The organism is Wolbachia endosymbiont (group A) of Gastracanthus pulcherrimus, assembly GCF_964028265.1.
Lineage (GTDB): Bacteria > Pseudomonadota > Alphaproteobacteria > Rickettsiales > Anaplasmataceae > Wolbachia > Wolbachia pipientis.
This window is the reverse complement of the sequence record NZ_OZ034763.1, coordinates 287,353-306,704: the sequence shown is the minus strand read 5'-3', so window position 1 is coordinate 306,704 and position 19,352 is coordinate 287,353. Positions and strand designations below refer to the sequence as shown.

At 35.7% G+C, this 19,352-nt stretch carries 24 protein-coding genes and 1 tRNA gene; 11 read left to right on the top strand and 14 right to left on the bottom strand.

Annotated features, from left to right (window positions below):
- Window positions 1–19: 19 nt before the first annotated feature.
- Both ABWU47_RS01635 and ABWU47_RS01630 read right to left on the bottom strand, forming a co-directional pair.
- A complete protein-coding gene (locus ABWU47_RS01635) occupies window positions 20–517 on the bottom strand; it encodes a hypothetical protein (protein ID WP_077188390.1) in 498 nt (165 codons plus the stop codon).
- A 70-nt stretch (window positions 518–587) separates the two neighbouring features.
- Window positions 588–672, bottom strand: a tRNA-Leu gene (locus ABWU47_RS01630).
- 62 nt (window positions 673–734) lie between these two features.
- Here ABWU47_RS01630 and tldD point away from each other — a divergent pair.
- The 4 genes from tldD to ABWU47_RS01610 all read left to right on the top strand — a co-directional run bounded on the left by tldD (window position 735) and on the right by ABWU47_RS01610 (window position 5,361).
- Window positions 735–2,153, top strand: a complete 1,419-nt coding sequence (gene tldD / locus ABWU47_RS01625; protein WP_010962974.1) for a metalloprotease TldD — start codon at window positions 735–737, stop codon at window positions 2,151–2,153.
- A 286-nt stretch (window positions 2,154–2,439) separates the two neighbouring features.
- Window positions 2,440–3,687: an IscS subfamily cysteine desulfurase gene (locus tag ABWU47_RS01620; protein ID WP_077188391.1), complete on the top strand. Its 1,248-nt coding sequence runs from the start codon at window positions 2,440–2,442 to the stop codon at window positions 3,685–3,687.
- A gap of 107 nt (window positions 3,688–3,794) precedes the next feature.
- Window positions 3,795–4,579, top strand: a protein-coding gene (locus tag ABWU47_RS01615; RefSeq protein ID WP_238513981.1) for an IS5 family transposase whose coding sequence is annotated in 2 segments (ribosomal slippage) — window positions 3,795–4,116 and window positions 4,116–4,579 — 786 coding nt in all. Because the reading frame shifts where the segments join, the coding sequence is not laid out codon by codon here.
- Complete coding sequence (locus ABWU47_RS01610; protein WP_353285727.1) at window positions 4,576–5,361, top strand: hypothetical protein; 786 nt, start codon at window positions 4,576–4,578, stop codon at window positions 5,359–5,361. The genes ABWU47_RS01615 and ABWU47_RS01610 overlap by 4 nt, the downstream gene beginning before the upstream one ends.
- On the opposite strand, the gene miaA is transcribed toward ABWU47_RS01610, so the two are convergent.
- Entirely contained in the window at window positions 5,358–6,242 is an 885-nt protein-coding gene (gene miaA, locus ABWU47_RS01605; protein WP_006280293.1) for a tRNA (adenosine(37)-N6)-dimethylallyltransferase MiaA, read from the bottom strand. The genes ABWU47_RS01610 and miaA overlap by 4 nt on opposite strands.
- Before the next feature lie 75 nt (window positions 6,243–6,317).
- On the opposite strand from miaA, the gene ABWU47_RS01600 reads away from it, so the two are divergent.
- From ABWU47_RS01600 to ABWU47_RS01580, 5 genes are all read left to right on the top strand, one after another.
- Window positions 6,318–6,788, top strand: a complete 471-nt coding sequence (locus ABWU47_RS01600; protein WP_010082479.1) for a hypothetical protein — start codon at window positions 6,318–6,320, stop codon at window positions 6,786–6,788.
- A 118-nt stretch (window positions 6,789–6,906) separates the two neighbouring features.
- Window positions 6,907–7,494, top strand: a complete 588-nt coding sequence (locus ABWU47_RS01595; RefSeq protein ID WP_006280292.1) for an L-threonylcarbamoyladenylate synthase — start codon at window positions 6,907–6,909, stop codon at window positions 7,492–7,494.
- 17 nt (window positions 7,495–7,511) lie between these two features.
- Entirely contained in the window at window positions 7,512–8,333 is an 822-nt protein-coding gene (locus ABWU47_RS01590) for an AAA family ATPase (protein WP_077188393.1), read from the top strand.
- A 73-nt stretch (window positions 8,334–8,406) separates the two neighbouring features.
- Window positions 8,407–9,201: a hypothetical protein gene (locus ABWU47_RS01585; RefSeq protein WP_006279470.1), complete on the top strand. Its 795-nt coding sequence runs from the start codon at window positions 8,407–8,409 to the stop codon at window positions 9,199–9,201.
- A 58-nt stretch (window positions 9,202–9,259) separates the two neighbouring features.
- On the top strand, window positions 9,260–9,922 hold the full coding sequence (locus ABWU47_RS01580) for a conjugal transfer protein TraJ (protein ID WP_077188394.1): 663 nt from the start codon (window positions 9,260–9,262) through the stop codon (window positions 9,920–9,922).
- On the opposite strand, the gene ABWU47_RS01575 is transcribed toward ABWU47_RS01580, so the two are convergent.
- From ABWU47_RS01575 to ABWU47_RS01530, 10 genes are all read right to left on the bottom strand, one after another.
- Window positions 9,919–11,415, bottom strand: coding sequence for a proton-conducting transporter membrane subunit (locus tag ABWU47_RS01575; RefSeq protein ID WP_077188396.1), 1,497 nt, complete (start codon window positions 11,413–11,415; stop codon window positions 9,919–9,921). The genes ABWU47_RS01580 and ABWU47_RS01575 overlap by 4 nt on opposite strands.
- Before the next feature lie 106 nt (window positions 11,416–11,521).
- A complete protein-coding gene (locus ABWU47_RS01570; RefSeq protein WP_174930867.1) occupies window positions 11,522–11,776 on the bottom strand; it encodes a hypothetical protein in 255 nt (84 codons plus the stop codon).
- Window positions 11,777–11,787: 11 nt separating this feature from the next.
- Complete coding sequence (locus tag ABWU47_RS01565) at window positions 11,788–12,159, bottom strand: holo-[acyl-carrier-protein] synthase (protein WP_006279473.1); 372 nt, start codon at window positions 12,157–12,159, stop codon at window positions 11,788–11,790.
- On the bottom strand, window positions 12,156–13,424 hold the full coding sequence (proS, locus tag ABWU47_RS01560; protein WP_077188395.1) for a proline--tRNA ligase: 1,269 nt from the start codon (window positions 13,422–13,424) through the stop codon (window positions 12,156–12,158). Before proS ends, ABWU47_RS01565 begins: the two co-directional genes overlap by 4 nt.
- Before the next feature lie 102 nt (window positions 13,425–13,526).
- Window positions 13,527–13,919, bottom strand: a complete 393-nt coding sequence (locus ABWU47_RS01555) for a hypothetical protein (protein WP_236514298.1) — start codon at window positions 13,917–13,919, stop codon at window positions 13,527–13,529.
- 30 nt (window positions 13,920–13,949) lie between these two features.
- A complete protein-coding gene (locus ABWU47_RS01550) occupies window positions 13,950–14,072 on the bottom strand; it encodes a hypothetical protein (protein WP_255324038.1) in 123 nt (40 codons plus the stop codon).
- Entirely contained in the window at window positions 14,069–14,389 is a 321-nt protein-coding gene (locus ABWU47_RS01545) for a hypothetical protein (RefSeq protein WP_236717762.1), read from the bottom strand. Before ABWU47_RS01545 ends, ABWU47_RS01550 begins: the two co-directional genes overlap by 4 nt.
- A gap of 39 nt (window positions 14,390–14,428) precedes the next feature.
- On the bottom strand, window positions 14,429–14,722 hold the full coding sequence (locus ABWU47_RS01540) for a hypothetical protein (RefSeq protein WP_236717761.1): 294 nt from the start codon (window positions 14,720–14,722) through the stop codon (window positions 14,429–14,431).
- Window positions 14,723–15,245: 523 nt separating this feature from the next.
- Window positions 15,246–15,881 (bottom strand): transposase, encoded by a 636-nt coding sequence (locus ABWU47_RS01535; protein WP_082246250.1) that lies wholly within the window; start codon window positions 15,879–15,881, stop codon window positions 15,246–15,248.
- Window positions 15,865–16,194 (bottom strand): transposase, encoded by a 330-nt coding sequence (locus ABWU47_RS01530; RefSeq protein WP_007548762.1) that lies wholly within the window; start codon window positions 16,192–16,194, stop codon window positions 15,865–15,867. The genes ABWU47_RS01535 and ABWU47_RS01530 overlap by 17 nt, the downstream gene beginning before the upstream one ends.
- 74 nt (window positions 16,195–16,268) lie before the next feature.
- On the opposite strand from ABWU47_RS01530, the gene ABWU47_RS07065 reads away from it, so the two are divergent.
- Window positions 16,269–16,424 (top strand): hypothetical protein, encoded by a 156-nt coding sequence (locus tag ABWU47_RS07065; protein ID WP_236514716.1) that lies wholly within the window; start codon window positions 16,269–16,271, stop codon window positions 16,422–16,424.
- On the top strand, window positions 16,394–16,564 hold the full coding sequence (locus ABWU47_RS01520; RefSeq protein WP_353285726.1) for a hypothetical protein: 171 nt from the start codon (window positions 16,394–16,396) through the stop codon (window positions 16,562–16,564). Before ABWU47_RS07065 ends, ABWU47_RS01520 begins: the two co-directional genes overlap by 31 nt.
- Before the next feature lie 140 nt (window positions 16,565–16,704).
- On the opposite strand, the gene alaS is transcribed toward ABWU47_RS01520, so the two are convergent.
- Window positions 16,705–19,338, bottom strand: a complete 2,634-nt coding sequence (gene alaS / locus ABWU47_RS01515) for an alanine--tRNA ligase (RefSeq protein WP_077188397.1) — start codon at window positions 19,336–19,338, stop codon at window positions 16,705–16,707.
- Between the last annotated feature and the right edge of the window lie 14 nt (window positions 19,339–19,352).

Genomic DNA, 19,352 nt, shown 5'->3' with positions numbered 1-19,352 from the left:
TTCCTGTATAAGTTAATACTTAAGCTTGTACTCTTGTAGTATTTGAAGAGAGATTCTCAAGGACGTTTTTTGTCTGTGGTTCACTAATCATAGTTTGAACGATATTAGCTGCCATAATAACACAGCCTAGAATAAAAAAAGGCGTAGAAACAAAATAAATAACAGAAGACTCAAAAAGCGACATAGATGCAATACCTCCTATTAGAAATGAAGCACTGGATGCTATATCAAGATAGATCTTTGTTAACTTTTTTTGTCCTGGAGTGTTTTTTATGCCAGATTTCTTATTAAGATTCTGTTGTCGGGAATGATCATTTAGTGACCATATATTTAAAGCAAACGAAAGTGCACTGAATATAGTGCCGGCAATACTAAAATACAGACTTAAGACAGGAATATTCAAGACCAATGCCGCTATGTATCCAATGAAAGAGATAGTAGATAGTGTAGTAACTAAGCGTTTCGAGTAAGTTCGTACCTTCTTTCTGCAGGCTAACTTATTTTTTTCACTATACATAGCATGAATATTACCTAATATGTTATATTATAACATTAATTAATTCAATAAGCAATATGGAAGCTAAGAGTGCCCGAGAGAAGACTTGAACTTCCACAACTTAAAAAGTTACTAGCACCTGAAGCTAGCGCGTCTACCAATTCCGCCACCCGGGCTTTTTATAGTTTACTATGTTAAAGTTAAATAATATACTTAAACAATTTTTAGTTCAAAGGTAATGCCAAATCTAGATCAAATATTTTTTGCTCAAAACAATGTTAATATTAATAACGTGTATAAAATAGTCAATAACGCTTTGAGCAATAGCGATGGTGGTGAGCTGTTTCTAGAATTTTGCCAGTCGGAGTCCCTGGTTTTTGAGGATAACATATTAAAACACATGGACTTGAATACTAGAAGGGGATTTGGTTTAAGGTCTTTTTGTGAAGATAGTACATCTTTCGTTTGTTCTTCTGAGATCAGCGAAAAAGAAATTAGTAATGCTGCTTCTATGGTAAAAAGCTCAGTGTCTTTAAACAAGACAAATTCAATAAATTTAAACGAAGAGACAAAAAGCCTATATTCGAGGATTAACCCTATAAATGAAATGGATCTGAATTCAAAGATTAAGCTACTCAATGAGGTTAATGAGTATGTAAGGTCCAAAAATAACTGCGTGAAGCAAGTAAAAATAACTCTAAGTGGAGAATGGCAAGTTGTACAAATAATAAAGGGTGATCACAGATTAAGCGATATCAGGCCTCTGGTACGTTTTAATGTGCTAGTCATTGTAGAAAAAGATGGCCGTACCGAAAGAGGTTCTGCAGGGCATGGTGGAAGGGACTCTTATAGTAAGTTTATTTCTGAGAAAAAGTGGAAAGAAGTTGCAAACCAAGCGTTAGAACAAGCACTGGTAAATCTTGAAGCAATTCCAACTCCAGCCGGAGAAATGACAGTCGTTTTAGGTCCAGGCTGGCCAGGAATATTGTTACACGAAGCCGTGGGTCATGGACTTGAGGGCGACTTCAATCGCAAAAAAGTCTCAGCATTTTCAAATTCTGTGGGTAAACAAGTAGCAGCTAGTGACATCACAGTAGTTGATGACGGAACTCTGCCCAATTTGCGCGGTTCTATCAGCGTAGACGATGAAGGCACTCCACCCAGTTATAATATATTGATAGAGGATGGGATCCTAAAAGGATACATGCAGGATCATATGAACGCTAAACTCATGGGTGTAAGCCCAACTGGTAATGGTAGAAGAGAAAGTTATAAAGAAGTTATTATGCCGCGCATGACAAACACCTATATGTTGCCCGGAAAGTATACACCGAAGGAAATAATATCTAGCGTAAAGAAAGGTCTATATGCAGTAAATTTCGGTGGTGGGCAGGTTGATATAACGTCAGGAAAATTTGTTTTTTCATCTTCGGAAGCTTACCTAATAGAAAATGGCAAAATTACACAGCCAGTCAAAGGGGCAACACTAATTGGTGACGGTCCAACAGTGTTGAAAAAAGTATCTATGGTTGGTAATGACTTAAAGTTAGATCCTGGTGTTGGCACATGCTCGAAAGATGGACAAAATGTGCCCGTTGGAGTTGGTCAGCCGACACTCAAAGTCGACGCAATAACTGTTGGTGGAACTGAGATATAGATAAGGGCTAAAACGGATTCCAGCACACGGCGCACAATTGTACAAACATTGTGATTTGGAAGCAATTGCCACCAGTAGGGTGTCATCCCAGTGTTTGGGCACTGCCTTTGTGTTTGAGGCAAAACTGGCTATAACATTTAACACACTGCTTTCGCAAATAAATGTTCGTACAGTTATGTGTCAGCTACTTGGATGACACTTTTGTACTTGATGCAAGATTATATCTTGAAAAAATTAAGTTTTAGTGCTATTAAATGGTTGTAAATTTTGTCTCTGTGGTAGCTTTATGAATGTTGAAAGTAAAAAAATACATGATGCTAAAATAAAATTACCAATATTTCTTGATTATCAATCTACTACTAAAGTGGATCCCCGTGTTTTAGAGGTGATGATACCTTACTTTGGTGAGTTCAGCAATGCACACTCTCGCAGCCATTCATTTGGTTGGACTGCTGAAGAAGCAGTGGAAAAAGCAAGGAAACACATCGCTGATCTGGTGAACGCAGATAGCAAAGAAATTATCTTTACCTCAGGTGCAACTGAGTCAAATAATACAGCAATCAAGGGCGTTGCTCACTTTTATAAAAATAAAGGAAATCATATAATCACTGTCTGCACGGAGCATAAGTGTGTTTTGGATTCTTGTCGGCATCTGGAAAATGAAGGCTTTAAAGTTACATATTTGCCTGTTAAGCAAAACGGAATTATAGATTTATCAAAGCTTGAGGAAGCAATTACTGATCAAACAATCCTGGTTTCAGTGATGATGGTAAATAATGAAATCGGAATAATTCAGCCTGTCAAAGAAATTGGTGCAATATGTAGAAAGTATAATATATTTTTCCACACAGATGCAGCTCAAAGCTTTGGAAAAGTTCCAATTGATGTTAATGAGATGCGCATTGATCTTATGAGTCTCTCTAGCCACAAAATTTATGGACCTATGGGAATAGGCGCATTATACGTTCGTAAAAAGGGCTCTCGTGTTAGATTGACACCATTGATCAGTGGTGGTGGACAAGAAAGAGGTATGCGTTCTGGAACAGTTCCAACTCCCCTTGCAGTCGGTTTTGGTGAAGCAGCACGTATTGCTAAAGAAGAAATGGAACCAGAAGCAAGCAAATTGGAAGGACTGAGAGATATTTTGTACAATAAGATAAAAGAAGCATTTCCTGATGTTGTTTTAAATGGTGACTATGAAAATAGGATTCCTGGCAACCTAAACTTGAGCTTTCCCTATGTTGAGGGTGAGTCTCTCATCATGGCAATCAAGGATTTAGCAGTAAGTTCTGGTTCTGCGTGCACATCTGCGTCTCTTGAGCCTTCCTATGTCATACGGTCGTTAAATAATGGCCATGACCTTGAGCATTCATCAATTAGATTTGGCCTAGGCCGATTTACAACCAAAGAAGAAGTTTTGTACGCAACAGATCTTATTACTAAAAATGTTGGCCGACTGAGAGAAATGAGCCCACTTTGGGAGATGGTACAAGAAGGAGTAGATTTGAACACCGTGAAATGGGACTCTCATTAAGAGGTTGTCCGGAAACAAGTAAAAGGCTATAATATCTGAAATTTTAGTACGGGGTAAAGATGAGAAAAAAGTATCCAACAGATCTAAGCGAAAGGGAATAGGCAAGAATAGAAAAACACTTCAGAGTATCATACAAGAAAGGAGGAAGGCCGCCAAAGTATAGCAAAAGAGAAATATTAGAAGCAATTTTCTATGTATTGCGTACAGGGTGTCAATGGCGGTATTTACCAAATGATTTTCCGCTATGGAAGACTGTGTATGAGCAGTTCAGGCAATGGAAGAAGCAGGGAATTTTTGAGAAAATGAATTATGAAATTACAAAATATAGTAGAAGAAAAATAGGAAGGAATGAGCAGCCGAGTGCCTGTATAGTAGATAGTCAATCTGTAAAGACTACAGAAAAGGGGGGATCAAAGGCTATGATGGAAGTAAAAAAGTAAAGGGTAGAAAAAGGCATATAATTACAGACACTCAGGGTTTTATACTAGGTTGTTACGTAGGCGCTGCTAACGAAAATGATAGAGATGGTATTAAAATAGCATTAAACAATATGAGAACAAAATATACTAAAGTTAAAAAAATGTGGGCTGACATGGGATACCAAGGAAGAAATTTAAAGAATCACATAAAGGAAGAATATGACATAGATATTGAAATTGTTACAAGGCCTCCATGTAGATTTTGGGTGCACAAAGATACGCCACCTGAGCTACTACCAACAAGAGAACAAGGGTTTAAAGTACAGCCAAGAAGATGGGTTGTAGAAAGGACTTTTGCTTGGGTTAATAGGAATAGAAGGCTATCGAAGGAGTATGATTTACTCACAACATCCACTGAGAATTTCATATACCTAGCTATGAGTAGGGTTATGTTAAAGAGGGAATATGCTTGAATTTACTTGTTTCCGGACAACCTCTTAGCAAGTTAAGAGCTGGTAAAGACAATGCTGAAGCGAATTCTGGTAATACAGCGTTCTTAGATTTTCAGAGAATGGATTTTGTTATTAACGGCAAAAGTATAAGTAGAGATTTGATTGCCGAGCTATACAAAGAACATGATAGTTTACTGCCAAAAAGTGAAGGTAAAAATGAAGACTACCGCCCATTTGCAAGAAAAGTTTTTAAGGAGATGTTCAAATACGCTAAGGCAGAAGTTCCAAGTGACTCTATCTTGGAAGAATTAGTTATCAATTGTAATCAAGCAGGATATGAAGCTGGTGTACATATAGAGTTTCAAGGTGCACTTAGCCAGCATTCATTCATAATAGAAAGCCCTGAAAAAGTGATAAGTATTGACTGTGTTAGCCAAAATAATGTGAGTGTTAAATCTGATATGACATTACCAATATTTTTCCAAAGGAGTGACGGTACATTCGGTGACAAGGTGTGTGATCTATCCAGCTCACTAGAATTCACGCTTAAGTCTCAAGATGATAAAAATGTAACATACACAAATGGTAACTTGTCACTTACTGTTCCTGAGAGACTGAAGGACTATAATATAGGTGATAAAAGCTTATTTGACATTATAAAAGAATACTTTCAGAAATTGTGCGAGAGGCTTGGATTTTTTAAAATAAAAATAGAGCATGGTTTAGGCGATCCACTAGAAGTAAGCGACCATCTGGAAAATATGGAACCCCCTATTCGTAGTAATGAGCACGGCCTGAATTAAAATATCTTGAGCTTGTTTGCACAATCAATCACTTCAGCATTTAGAAATTGTTTTTTAAACCAGGTATACTGACGTTTCGCGTAGTGTCTTGTGTTTGTTTGAGCAATTTGTATCGCTTCGTCTAAAGTAATCTCACCTTTCAAGTACTTTATAATTTCTGGCACTCCGTGTGCTTTCATAGCTGGCAAATGTGGGGCTAGGTTCATGCTAAGTAGCTTTTTTACTTCATCAATTGCTCCATTTTCAATCATTGTAATGAAACGAGAATTTATTTTTCGGTATACATCTTCACGTTTAGGCAGAATTGTATATATCTTAAAATTATTGAATAAAGGAGGCTGTCTATTCTCTTGCCATACAAAAATTGACTTGCCAGTTTCAGTGATAACTTCAAGTGCCCTTGAAAGGCGGTGCGAGTCATTCATGAACACTTTACCTTGAATCCTTGGATCTTTGCTTAGCGCTAATTTGTAAAACTCCTCTTTACTTAAATTTTTCCTGAGCTCACTTACGTTTTTTCTCACTTTCTGACTTATTTGTGGCATTGATGATAAGCCTTTGATTAAACTGCTGATGTAAAGCCCGCTTCCTCCAGTGATGATAGGTATTTGAGCATTTTCTAATGCGTGATTAACTTCTTTTTCTAAATCTTCTAACCATAGACCCACGGAATAATTTTCTTTTGCTGAAACATAACCATATAGTTTATAAAATACTTCTTGCTTTGGTGGTTGAGCAGTAATTATGGGAATTTCTTCATATACCTGCTTTGAATCACAATTTATTATACTAATATTTCCATATTTTTCTATCAGGTTATCGCATAATTCTGATTTACCTGAGGCCGTAATTCCTGTAATAATTACTATATTATTTTTCATTTATATTAATTTAATTAACATATGATAAAGTGTAGTAAAAGTTTGGATTCTACAATCTAAAGTTTGGAGATTTTTATGGCAGAAAACAACGACAATAATTCATTTACTAAGCGTTTCACAAACAGGACTCCTGGCGGTACAGGGGAAGGTTTTTCCAGTAAGTATTCGTCTCAAAACACCAAAGAACGGGCATTAGGGGAAAAAGGAAAAATTTCTGAATTAGCAGGCAAAAAAACCGAATCCAAGGAAGCTTTTTCTGAAAGTGGCGGCATAAAAAGTAAAAGCAGAACTGTCAATGAAAGATCTTTTGCTGATGCAACAAAAAGAAGTAGGTCAGATCTTATATACTTAGTCCGTGGTAAAGATCGTGGAAAATCAGCGTGGCATTATGTATTAGTTGATAAAGAGAAAAGAGAAATGTTTCTAGCAAAAAGCAGAACTGGCTCTATAGATGTTGCAGACTATGGAGAGATTTTGTATTCAGGATGGGGAGAGGATCCACCACAGGCAATAATTGATAAAGTCAATGAAGAGTTTGGGTTGTAGCAAATCTGCATAACAAATGGTAAGCTGCGTTGCATTACGTTTACAAAAACTAGCAGTTACTATATAAGATACAGTGCAACAAAACTGATCTAGTTGTTATGAATAAGTTTTTAGCTATATGGTATCTAAAATAATAAATGCAATACAGAACAATTTATTAGTGTGTTTTCCAACAGAAACAGTGTATGCTCTTGCTTGTAATGCACTAGATAATGAATCTATAGGAAAAATATATCAGATAAAGAAACGCTCTCAAAATAAACCACTGTCTATATTTGTTAGTGATATTTACAATTTGACAAAAATAGCAAAGGTAAAGGAAAGATATATTGATTTAATAAACCACTTTTCTCCTGGACCAATTACCTATATTTTACCACTTAAAAACAACAACATATTGCCAAACGAATTCTTTAAAGATAGTATAGGTATCAGAATTCCTGAGCATCCTATTGCAATTTCAATACTAAACAAACTGAAAGTTCCAATAGTTGCAACTAGTACAAATATTTCAGGAAAAGAAAGTGTATGTAAGGCAAACGATATACCACAATCCATTAAGCAACATTTATCTGTAGTGATTGAAGATGACGAACTAGTTTCTGGTATAGAATCTACTATTATTGACTTAACCGAAGATAAGATTAAGGTTTTAAGGGAAGGTGCAATTTCATTACAAACAGTAAACAACGCATTTTCAAACTAAAATCTATAGGAGAAAGAATGAAAAAAGTAATAGGCCACAACCAAGCCAAAAAAAAAATAATGAACAACTTATCTGTTCAGTCTTGGCTGATCTGTGGTAAAAAAGGTATAGGAAAAGCAACACTTGCAAAATCCTTCTCCAATTGGTTACTCATAAAAAACTATAATGAAGTAGCATTGGACTTACACATTGTTGAAGGTGATACTATCGGAATAGAAAAAGTCAGAGAAATGAAAAACTTTCTACACTTAAGTCCCATTCAATCAGAACACAAAATAGCTATAATAGATAGCTTAGAGGCAATGACTAATAACGCTAAAAACGCAATATTGAAAATATTAGAAGAGCCGCCAAAAAATTCTAAGATATTTATAATTAGCCATAAGCCATATGATATACAAACCACTATCTTGTGTAGGTGCTTTCAGCTAAATTTACTCCCATTAACTTATGATGAAACAAAGCAAGTTGCTTCATCTCAATGTAAATTTGATAATCAAACGTTTGACGAAATGATTACTTTATTTCCTGGAATGCCAGGAATGATAATAAATACAATAAGTAGTGATGCTTATGAAGCATACAAATGCTTTTATAAATTTCTTCATGATTTAAAGAATCCCAATATGATTAATAAAGTAATTAATAGCGAAATCGAACTAGAACTAGCATCATATATAATTCAGGCCTTCATTTTAGAAAGCATAAAGAGAGAGGTAAATGGTGTTGAAATTCTGCTAAGTCAGTGGAAAAAAATAGATGAACTTTTCGTTGTTGCTAAGCAACTTCACTTAGATAAAAAGCATGTTTTAGCTAATGTAGTTAATATCATGACATAAGTTTACGAAGTATAATACTTTTAACATAAATTCATGATAAAATTCTGTTAATTTAATACTCGAAGTATATAATTTGACTGATAATAAATTAACTGTATGGCAATCAATAGAAGTTTTGACGAAAGCCATATTGAACATGCAGAAAAAATTAAGCTTAATTAAGAATATAGCTTCAGATCAAGACGTAACCCTAGAAAAAGGAAAGGAGTTGTTAAGTGGCATTTATGAAGCAAATTTTAAGCTAAACAAGACAATCAATATAGCTACTTTGCCAAAAACTGGCTATCATATGCTAAATGGTGAGCTTGTTGTACGTAATCATATTACGGAAGAGGAAGTAAAGATTCCTGGAGATTTTCATTACCTTAAAGTCGTTAAATCCGATCATGATAATTATAAATTAACGTTTTGTAATTTTTTAGGTAATGAGTTTTTTGAATATAAAAAGTATGATCCACAATATTCTGGCGTTTCAGATGAATATAAATTTGTGGATTTTGGTAGTGTAAAAAAGACTCATAATCTAAAATTTAAGGAATATGTTGGTCATGCACCTAAGTTTTTTGCTGCAGAAGGTCCTATTGAGCCTGGATCTCAAAACCATGCAATTGATCTATTTAGGCTAGTCAAAGATGGTAAAGGTAGCAAAGTGGGAACCCTCGCTGATGAATTTGGTTATTTTGATGATCAAAATAAATTACATTATTATAATTATCACAAAAGTGCTGAAAGTAATATTTACAATCCTGAAAATTTCAGTATAAAAATGATAAATATAGATGTGAGCAAAATCGACAAATTCTACCTTATTGCGGAACAAGGTGATATAATCATTCATCCTATTTTGGAAAATTTAGACATATTTTAAAGTTTTTTAGAGTATCTAATCTTGTTGTTATTATAATTGGATTTGGTAGCATTGTGTTATGGAAGATAAATTGCTTGAATCAGTAAAAAACAAAAGTTATTTCAGTAAAGCAGTCGAATGGTACTGCCATAGGTATCTGTTTTGTGTAGCAGAAAGATCTTGGATGGCATTAATAGTATCGCTTCTCCTAGTATGCTTATGTTTATTAACATTAAACATATACCTGTTATTTCCTATTAAAAAAGATTTAAATTTTGTGAAGTATATGAACCACACAGAAGATGAGTTCTCTGCAATGCATAAGCTTAGTTTCAGTAAAAAGGAAGATGAATACACTTCCACAGCGAGGTACTTAATAAGTAAATACATTGAAATATACGAGTCCATTAAGATCGTTGAACCGAAGTACCAAGAAAATTTTATAAGAAACAATTCTATACATAAAATCTATCAATGCTTTCAGGAAAAAACGAATAATGAAGCTGGTAATTTGTCTTTATCTAAAAGAAAAATCGCCAACATAAATGTAATAACATTATCTATTGATCGATCGACCAAGGACTTAGTTACATTTGCTGGAAATGCTACTGTAGTTTTTACAACCGAGCAAAATAAGGAGAATACTGTGGAGATTAGCTTCACTTTGTCGAATATAAAAGCAACTCTGGCTGGTATAATACCATTTAAATTTATTGTTAATGGTTATAAATACAGATTTTAAAATATTACTTGGTAGCTAAAAAAAATAACCAAAGTGCACATAGCAGTAATAACTAGAGGTAAAACTAGAAGAATTGGTGTTTTTTTAATAAAGTAATTCTGAGAAGGTTTTAAGAAAAAGGCATTGTAAATTATCGGTAAAAAGTACAGAGCGTTGAGTATAGTACTAACAATTAACACTAGAGTTACAAACACAGAAAGTATTACATTGCCAGAGTTGAAAACAGCTTGAAAAATGAGAAATTTACCCCAAAAAGTCGGAGCAGGCGGCACCCCTATCATAGACAATGCACCTATAGCAAATGCTGTCATGCTAATTGGCATACTGCGTCCTATACCGTAAATCTTATCTATATATTTCTCACCTGCTCTCGTTATTATTGCTCCGGCAACGAAAAACAAAGTGATTTTTGCAAATGCGTGGCAAACTAATTGAAAAATTGCAACCCTCATGCTGAGATCACTAAAAATTGAAGCGAATAATATAATATACGACAATTGAGAGATGGTAGAGTAAGCAAGCAACTTCTTTAATTCTTTTTGCTTTAGTGCAATCAATGATGCAGTAATAATAGTAAATCCAGCAGCGTACGGAAGCCACCCTCCAGCAAACCAATTTTGCTGCACAAAACGTTGCATATTATCGACGCCGAAAGTGTATAATATAACTTTTATGATGATGAAAACTCCGGATTTCACAACAGCAACAGCATGCAGTAGTGCACTCACAGGAGTTGGTGCAACCATTGCTTTTGGTAACCAAAAATGCATTGGCATTAATGCAGCTTTTCCTATTCCGTAAATTAGCATAGCAAAACACACTGCAATAAAAGTGATGAGTGAAGTATCAAATTTGAATATTCCACCACTTACAAAGTCTAAAGTATGAAATTCATTATATAAAAGGCCTATTGCAGGAAAAAATAATACCAAAGAAGAGAAAAATAGCACGCCAAAGTAATAGCGTCCTGCAATCATTGATTCATTTGTTGAGTTGTAAGTAACCAGAGGGTATGTACTAATAGTTAGAAGCTCATAAAAGACAAATGTAGTGAGCAAATCTCCAGAAAAAGCAATAAACATTGCACAGCTAATCGATATTGAAAAAAAGCATAGAAAACTTGAGTGATTGCTATCAGCATAGTTATTCTGCATATAACATATTGCATATACACTGGTTAGTATCCATAAAAACGATATCAATAAACTGAATATTACTCCGGTAGACTCTAGCTTTAAACTAATGTGCAAATTATTACCAAAATCCATGAGGATAAATTGAGAATGATCACCGTACACCCAATATAAAGTGCACAGACACGTATACGCAAATAGAAGTACAGAAGAAGTGACAGTGATACTATTGTTCACTCTGGGCCATTTACCAGTAAAAAAAATAACTAACGCACTTAAAAGTGGAATCAACGCAGTAATTAATAAATAATTCTCGGTAATTGAAAATGGTAAGGAAAGAGACGTTAAAACACAGTCCATTAAATAATTCATCTTTTTGTTTAGGTAAAGCTAGAATTATACTAAAATCATAGAAAAACCGCTATGTTTTTTTAGTTGTTTGTGTATGCTATAGCTATACTGCGATTCATTCCACAACTGTACGAACATTTGTTTTTGTTAAACACAACAAAGATGTCATCCCAGTGCCCTGACTACTTGGATCCAGGAAAGTTTGCTTGTGAGCAAGCAAACTAGCATAGAAAAACGTTTTCGATGAGATTGCAGAAAGCCAGTGTCTGGGCACTGGGATGACAAAGGAGGACAGTGTCAAGCACTGACCATTTGCTGTGCAGTTTACCTTTAAAAATGAATGTTCATACAGTAAGCCATAGGATGACAAAAGAGTAAACTTTATCTGTGTGAGCTATAGACGCAAATTACAACAAATGCAGTAGCGTAATCTCCATCGTCACTTAGAGAAAGATGAATTTTGGAGATAAAATCCTTGCTAACGGTAAGATATGGCTTGCCTCTTACATCATTGTATATTTCTATATCTTTCATTATAATACCCTGACCACTACCTCGTGCTTTAACAAAAGCCTCCTTTGCTGCAAAGCGTTTAGCAAAATACCTTGCTCGCATTTCTTGACTATTATACTTTCTACTTAGCTCTATTTCTTTTTCAGTGTAGATTCTATTGAGAAATTTTTCCCCGTATTTTTGTAATATCCTCGATACTCTTGGTATATATACTATGTCAGTGCCGATACCGTGTATCATTTTGTGCTAAAGTGATTTACTGCTTCTTCAATCTGCATTTCCTTTACCTCTCCAGTTGCTCTATTTTTTACTTCAACTATCTTTTCATCTATTGCCTTTTTTCCGACAATTATTTGCCACGGCAAGCCTATCAGATCCATTCTAGAAAATTTTACTCCTACACTCCCTTCCGTATCATCGTAAAGCACTTCATCGCTTTTCAAAGCTTTATATATTTTATCTGCAGCCTCCGTTACTTTCGGTTGTAAATTGATTAAACCAATTCTGAAAGGAGCTACCGATTCTGGCCAGATAATTCCTTTATCATCATGAAAAGCTTCTATTATTGCACCAACAAGTCTTGAAACCCCAATGCCATACGAACCCATATGTATATTGACATTTTTTCCATCTTGAGAAGTAACACTTGCCTTCATAGGCTTCGAATATTTATCACCAAAATAAAAAATATGCCCTATTTCAATACCCTTACTAACATTTAACTGTTCTTGTGATATAGGGCAAGTCTCAGGATCATGCATATCATCTGCAACTGCATATATACTCTTTAAACTTTCAATATCTTCACTCTCTAGTAGTTCAGAAAATTTATTGTCATAATATAAAGTGCTCTCACCAGTGTTTGCCAATATATGAAACTCGTGGCTCAAATTTCCTCCAATTGGCCCCGTATCAGCTCGAACTCCAATTGGAGTAAATCCCATGCGTTTGAAGATTTTTATGTAAGTTTTGTACATCAAATTATATGAATTCAGTGCACCTTCGTAATCTACATCAAAACTGTATGCATCCTTCATCAAAAATTCCCTGCCCCTCATAACACCATAACGTGGTCTTACCTCATCACGGAATTTCCATTGAATTTGGTATAAACAAAGTGGCAAATCTTTGTAACTTTTTACCACATCTCTAATTAAATCAGTTGCTATCTCCTCATGCGTTGGACCAAAAAGCATATCTTCCTCATGCCTATCCTTTATGCGTAGCATTTCCTTACCGTAATCATCGTAACGCCCTGATTCTCGCCAAAGACTTGCTGGTTGCACACAAGGCATTAATGCTTCAATAGCACCGGATTTGTTCATTTCATCTCTGATAATATCTTCAATATTCTTAAGCACTAAGAGACCAAGTGGTAACCACGTATAGATGCCAGATGCTATCTGCTTTATTAAACCTGCACGCAAAGAATATTGATGGGAGATAATTTTAGCATGGGCAGGCTTTTCCTTTAGAGTTGGCAGGTAATATTTGGATAAACGCATATAATAGATCTGATTGTATTAAGTAATCTTAATACAATCAGACCTGTAGGTAAACTTATTTTGAAAAGGAAGGAAAGTGCATGGCTGACCATTTCATAGTTATCATAGTCCTTGTACAACATTTTCCTTTTGGCATCGCAACGCTTTTCCACCAAACTGTGCTATGCGATCCTCAACAGAAAGAGGAGGTGAATCTTGCACCTCATTATCCACTGAGTCAACATTATTTACTTGTGGTGAATCAACACACGAACTTGGCGGTACCGGTGACTCCTCTGTTTCTTGTTCAGGATGTATCGGAGATGTGGCTCTAGATCCTATACCACTGTCAAGACCCCCGCTTCCTTCTTCCTTGCTTGATGGGGAATTTGTGTGTTTTGTCTGCTCCTCTTTTTCCTGCTCTATCTCTTTTTGTTTGTCTTTGCTTTCATCTGTAGTCCAATCTGAATCGCTAATAGAATCAGAATGCTCACTTTCACTATCTGAGAACTGCATGACTGCTACTCTCTCCTTAAGTCTCTTTGTCTAATCTGAATCATTATCATCCGACTTCTTTCTCTCTGCTTGCTCCCTATCTATTCTTGCAGCAAACTCTTCTGGTGTTTCTTTTTTGTCAGTGCCCCCACTACTTTCTAATTTTGCTTTCAATTCATTTGTAAAATTTTGTTGCTGCCCACTCTTTTTAACGTAGTACCTCCTCTTATCTGTTCAAACAGAGTAGAATGATTATTATTCTCAGGTTCACCAGCCTTCTTCGGTGCATCATTCTTAGGTTGCTCCGTACGCTTGGAAGCTGTAAAAAAATGCGGAGGCGGAGGTGGTAGTGCAGCATCTTGTGGCAATGGAGGAGGTGGCGGCGGTGGTACACTGACACTTGGATTTGGTTGTGTTCCAAACGTTACTGGAGGTGATTGAGGAGTAGGTACATTTGATTTATTCTCCAGATTAGTACAATTTTTACACACAAATTTTTGTGGTTCTTGAGATGGAGTATGGCCGAATTTCTATCCATTAAGACCTACTTCTTTCTTATTATCATCTCTAGAAATAGCCAGTTTAACAAGATATGTCACTGAAATAAGTGCAACAACCGTAGAAACAGCAAAAATTGCTAAAGGAACTGCTGCAATAGGACCAGAACCAGAAACTGCTATAATAACATAAGGAAGATATTGACCAGATATGAAACTAAATATAGATAATAATGAAACAGCAATTAAAGGTTTCCATATAGTCTGCTTAGTTTTAGTAAGCTCCTGACTATCTTTTAGCAATGAAGAATTATTGGATATCATCATTTCTTTGCCTCACTTGTTAACGATAATTTAATAATAACCCAATTAATAATTTCTGTCAATAATTAATTATGAAAAACAAAGTTGCAATTTGAATAGATAAGCTATAAGTAATATACGACCAGCAATAGCCATACAATAGACTTCTTGTATAACCCACACTAAGTAGAAAAAAGGTGTCATCCAAGTAGCTGACACTGCTCTCCTTTGTCATTCCAGTGCTTGACACTGGTTTCCATCCAAAATGGTGTCATTCCAGTGCTTGACACTGGAATGACACCGAAGGGGCTACTGCCGTCTTGGATGGAAACCAGCGTCAGAACTAGTTAACCATGGGGCTTCTTTTGCCTTTTTTTCCATTTGGTAAATTTCTTAAATATTTATGGCTAACATGAAGCTAAGTACGAACTTTGTTAAACATAACAAATGGTGCCATTCCAGTGCTCCTTTTTTTGTCATCCCAGTGCGTGACACTGGGATGGCTTTGTTGCATCGCTCTTCGGATAGTAGGTAACGTACAATAAATTCATGAAGCTATCTCAAACTTAGCCATGCCTATTTCAGTAAATTTGTTAAGCAAATAACACTTGAGTAGCAGTTCCTTCTCACGATTAATTTCAGATTTGCTCCTAAAACTAAACCCAAATATTCGCTTCAACCTTGAGAAAAATCCTTCAATATACGATCTTTTTCCGTAATTTACTTCTTCTTTCCATCTTTTTATACCATTCTCACCATGTAATTTCATTAACTGAATAGCGGCATTTCTATCAAGCATATAATCCAATTTTGGATGCTCTGCTGCGTTGTTTTTCGGAGGAATTTTCGTTTTTATACCATATTGATTACACAGCTTATAGAGCTTTTCTCTGTCATATGCCCTATCTGCATATAGTACTTTTATGACATACTGAAAATCGACTTCTTTTAGCAAATCACAAGCTCCATAGTGATCAGAGTAGACACCGTTACTGTATTTTACAGCTATGGCTTTTTTGCTGTTTGTATTCAACATTACATGCAATTTTCTTGTCTGTTCATAGCTGCGATACTTTCTATCTTCGCTATTTTCTTTGCTATGACCAGGAGTGTTGTTGTATATACTAATTCCTGTACTGTCTATAGCAATTTCGATATCTTCCATATTATTTTCTGCAATCATTGATCTTAATATTGAGTTTCTTAAACCTTCTTGATGATTGTGAATAGCTGATAACTTGCAAATTTTTCCCAATTTGCTCAAGGTATCCTGCTATAAACCCAACTGTTTGCCTCAGGCCTATTCTAAATAAACAAGTTATTATGTGCACCAAAATTACAACTTTATCGCTATAAATATTGTTGCCACCTGGTATTTTTGGACCATTCTCGTACCACTTTTCTATGGCTTCGTTGATATAATGAAAAATATTTCCTCTTTTTTCTAGAAATTTGTTATATTCGCTATGGTTACTGACCCTCATTTTTTGTGGCATATTTTTTCTTCAACAGTTAAATCGCTATTTATAATGAATTTTGTCAGTAACTGCCAGTTCTTTTCACTTGAGCGATGCAACAAAGCCCACTGGCATCCAGCTTTCTTTATAAATTCACCAAAAGTGCTTCATTCTATAACGCAAAACCCATACTCACCAAATCCAATGCATTACTTGCAATTAAGTTTCCTGGATCCCAGTGTCTGGGCACTGGGATGACACCATCATAAAGGAATCAGTGTCAGCTACTTTCATGACACCATTCTTTTTCCTGGATCCAAGTAGTCGAGCTACTTGGATGACAGCTAGCCTGACAACCGTCATCCCGCTAACAGGTAGCGGGATCTATGCTAAGAGATACCGCGAATGAATCGCGGTATGACGGTTTGCAACGGTATGACGGTTCGCGGCGGCATAGTAATTCGTCATCCCGCTGCTTGTTAGCGGGATCTCTTGTTAGCGGCTAAGAGATACCGCGAATGAATCGCGGTATGACGGTGTAGACGATGGTTAAGTATCCCGCTGCTTGTTAGCGCCGCGGCGGTATGACGGTTCGTGGTGGTATGACGTAGAGTGCTTAGAAGCTGTTATTTTGCTATAAATGGCTGTAATGGCATCATCTATTTTATTGCTATCACAGCCTGTTTGTGCAAGTTCAGCATTCCCACCACAGTTCTTTTTAACTGCTATGGATATTAGTTCTTTTGCGCTAATCTTATTGATTAAGTCTTTACTTACTTTAATAATCAAGACTGTTTTATCTTTTTCTGTTGCCGTAAAAGCTATTACCGTTTTTGGTTTTTGTTGCTGCAAAACAAACTCTCTTATTACATTTGCTGGAATATCAGTGAAAGTGTGGCTTATAAAATTTATTCCATTTATTTCGGTGCTTTTTATATTCTCTGCACTCACAAGCTTTTTATATAGGTTTTTTATTTTGGTTTCGGATTTTTTGTGTTCTTGACTTAAAATACTTAATCTGCTTGTTATTTCACTCACTGGCGCTTTTACGAATTCTGCAACTTTTTTTAAGTTAATTTCATTATCACGTACATAATTGATTGCTTCCTGACCAGTTAAAGCTTCAATTCTCCTCACTCCAAAAGCAACAGAACTCTCTGTTACTATCTTAAACAAACCAATTTCTCCAGTATGTTCAACGTGTGTGCCACCACACAGTTCCCTTGAATCTCCAATCTTCACTACTCTTACTTGATCGCTATATTTTTCGCCGAATAACGCCATAGCTCCTTCGTCTATTGCCTGATTCATGCTCTGAATTTTTGTAGACGTAGAAAGGTTTTCTCTGATTAGAGAGTTTACCATATCTTCTACTAAGAATAGCTGATCCTGAGTAACTTGAGTGTTATGACTAAAGTCAAATCGTAACTTATCCGGTGCAACTAGGGAACCTTTTTGAGTGACATGATCACCTAGAATTTTTCTGAGTGTAAAGTGCAGAAGATGTGTAGCTGAATGATTTCTTCTTAAGGTTTGCCTTCTTTCCTTGTCAATGCTTGCTGCAACTGTGTTACCTTTACAAATTGAACCGAACTTAACTATGCATCTGTGCAAATATAGGTCATTAACCTTATTGGTATTCTCGACTATAATAATACTTCTATCAGATTTGATCAGATTGCCAGTATCTCCCACTTGTCCACCTGACTCGCCATAAAAAGGTGTTTTATCAAGTATAATGGTTATCTTTTCTCCCTCCTTTGCAGAATCAATTACTTCATTTTTAGAGGAAACTATAGCTAGTATTTTCGCATCACTTACTTCATTGAACTCATAACCAACAAATTTTGTTTTGCCAAATTTATTGATCAAATCAAACCATACTTGCTCAACAGATTTTTCACCAGATCCAGCCCATTTAGCACGTGCTCTCTCTTTTTGTTCTCCCATTGCATCATCAAAACCCTTTTGGTCAAAATTTATTTTTTTCTCTTTTAAAATATCAAGTGTAATATCCAAAGGAAATCCGTAGGTGTCATATAGCTTAAACGCTGATTCTCCAGGCAAAGTATCGCCCGATTTTAAATCTGTAGTGAATTTCTCCAGGAGATTGATACCTTTCATCAAAGTGTCTTTAAAGTTTTCTTCCTCTGATTTTAACGTCGTTTCTATTAAGCTTTTAGCTCTGACTAATTCAGCTCCCATATAAGCCGAACTCGTGCTATCTATCAACACTGGAAAAATACGATGGAGTAGGGAATCATTATATCCAAGCAGGTGAATATAACGTGTGGCTCTCCTAATTAATCTGCGTAATACGTAATTCCTGCCCTCATTTCCAGGAAGCACTCCTTCTGCGATGAGAAATGCAGCCGCGCGAAGATGATCTGCTATGATCTTATGCGCTATTTTATTTTCCGTTCTTCCACAGTACTCTTGTGATTTACTTATCAGAGCAGAAAATAGATCAATATCATAGTTATCATGGACGTTTTGCATAACAGCCGCTATTCTTTCAAGGCCCATTCCAGTATCGATGCATTTTTTTGGCAATTTGTGTAAATTACCTTCTTCATCTTTGTTAAACTCCATGAATACCAGATTCCAGATTTCAACAATTCTATCGCCCTCTTGTAAATTAGGACTCCCATGGTCATAAAAAATTTCAGAACATGGACCGCACGGACCAGTGCTTCCCATACTCCAAAAGTTATCATCCGTTGTAATTCTTATGATTTTATCACTTGAAAAGCCACTTATCTTACGCCAAATCTCGTACGCCTCATCATCAGTATGGTAGACGGTTATGGATAGTCTGTTTTTATCAAGAGATAACTCTTTAGTGATAAATTCCCACGCAAATTCTATCGCAGTTTCCTTAAAGTAATCACCGAAGCTAAAATTTCCGAGCATTTCAAAAAATGTGTGATGCCGAGTTGTATAGCCAACATTTTCCAGATCATTGTGTTTACCGCCTGCTCTTAGGCACTTTTGACTTGAGACAGCACGTTTCATTTCAGTTTTTTGAGCACCAGTAAAAATATTTTTAAACTGCACCATACCAGCATTTGTGAACATGAGCGTTGGGTCATGTTCTGGAATCAAAGGAGAAGAAGAAACCTGCTCGTGGTCATTATTTACAAAAAATTTTATAAATCTTTCTCTGATTTCGTTTAGCTTCATCGTTTTTATTGAGG